Here is a 1,568-nt window from a genome sequence, read left to right as displayed (position 1 = left end):
GTTTCGGCCATCGCCGACGGTCGTAAGGTGCGCGTCGACGTGGTGGACACCGATTTCTAACAACTCGGAACCCAGCACACAGTCCGCACCGGTCCCTCACGGATCCGACCAGTTGCGGGTCGGTCGTCTCACTAAGGCCCACGGCCTCAAGGGAGCGATCAAGGTCGAGCTCTACACGGATGCCCCGGAACGACGTTTCGTTCCGGGCGCCGTGTTCACCCTCCAGGTGCCGACCTCGTCTCCCTGGCACGGAAAAACCCTCGAGCTCATCGAGCTCAAGTGGTACAACCTGCAGCCGGTGGCATTCTTCAAGAACGTCTCCGACCGGTCGGCCGCCGAGGGCCTGATCAAGGCGATCCTCTGGATCGACCATGACCTCGCCGCCGCGTCGGACGAGGAGGACGCCTGGTACGACCACCAGCTCGTCGGTCTCGCGGTCATGCGCGACGGCATCCGCGTCGGCACCGTCAGCCAGGTGGACCATCTGCCCTCGCAGGACCTCATCCACGTGGCCACCGACGCCGGCGAAGTGCTCGTGCCGTTCGTGAAGGCCATCGTGCCGACTGTCGACATCGCCGCAGGCACCCTCATCGTCACGCCCCCGGATGGACTCTTCGAAGAGCTTCCGGAGGACGACGCAGAGTCGGCGCCGGATGTCGTCGACGTCGAGCCCGAAGTCGAGCCCGGCCCCGCGTCTACCGACTAGGAGCCTCGCGATGCGCATCGACATCGTCACGATCTTCCCGGAGTTCTTCTCCGTGCTCGACGTCTCCCTGCTCGGCAAGGCGCGCCAGACCGGGCTCATCGACCTCGGCGTGCATGACCTGCGGGACTTCACCTTCGACCGGCATCGCACCGTCGACGACACCCCCTACGGCGGCGGTGCCGGCATGGTGATGAAGCCGGAGCCCTGGGGCGAGGCGCTCGACAGCATCCTCTATGCCGGTGAGGCCCAAGGGGCGGATGCGCCGGTCGTGATCTTCCCCTCACCCGCCGGGGAGCTCTTCACCCAGAAGCTTGCCCACGAACTAGCGACCGAGCCCCGCCTCGTCTTCGGCTGCGGGCGCTACGAGGGCATCGACCAGCGAGTCGTCGATTACGCCGCGACCCGCGCACGGGTGCGTCTCGTGAGCCTCGGCGACTATGTGCTCAACGGCGGCGAGGTCGCGACGATGGCCATGATCGAGGCGATCGGGCGACTCATCCCCGGGGTCGTCGGCAACCCTGAGAGCCTTGTCGAGGAGTCCCACTCCGACGGCCTGCTCGAATACCCGAGCTACACCAAGCCGGGCGTCTGGCGGGGATTCGAAGTTCCCCCCGTGCTCCTGAGCGGCAACCACGGCGCGATCGCGACGTGGCGCCACGAGCAGCAGCTCGAACGAACGCGAGCGGTGCGCCCCGACCTCCTTCCGCCGGATTCTGCGGCCGCTCGGCCGTGAGCGAGGGCATCGATGGGGTCGCCTGGCCGGTGCGCACGGAGCGGCTCGAGATCCGACCGGCGACCGAGTCCGACGGGCCGGCGACCTGGAAGTACCGTCAGCAGGAGTCCGTCGGACGCTGGATCACGA

General features: G+C 67.5%; 2 protein-coding genes. Both read left to right on the top strand.

What is annotated here, in order from left to right:
- The first annotated feature begins 52 nt into the window (after positions 1 to 52).
- Positions 53 to 706 (top strand): ribosome maturation factor RimM, encoded by a 654-nt coding sequence (gene rimM, locus ACHZD8_RS00780; protein WP_394768179.1) that lies wholly within the window; start codon positions 53 to 55, stop codon positions 704 to 706.
- Positions 707 to 716: 10 nt separating this feature from the next.
- Complete coding sequence (gene trmD, locus ACHZD8_RS00775; protein ID WP_394768178.1) at positions 717 to 1,439, top strand: tRNA (guanosine(37)-N1)-methyltransferase TrmD; 723 nt, start codon at positions 717 to 719, stop codon at positions 1,437 to 1,439.
- The last annotated feature ends 129 nt before the right edge of the window (positions 1,440 to 1,568 follow it).

It is taken from the genome of Lacisediminihabitans sp. (assembly GCF_043726815.1).
Taxonomy (GTDB): Bacteria; Actinomycetota; Actinomycetes; order Actinomycetales; family Microbacteriaceae; genus Lacisediminihabitans.
This window is presented reverse-complemented; position numbering and strand designations above follow the sequence as displayed.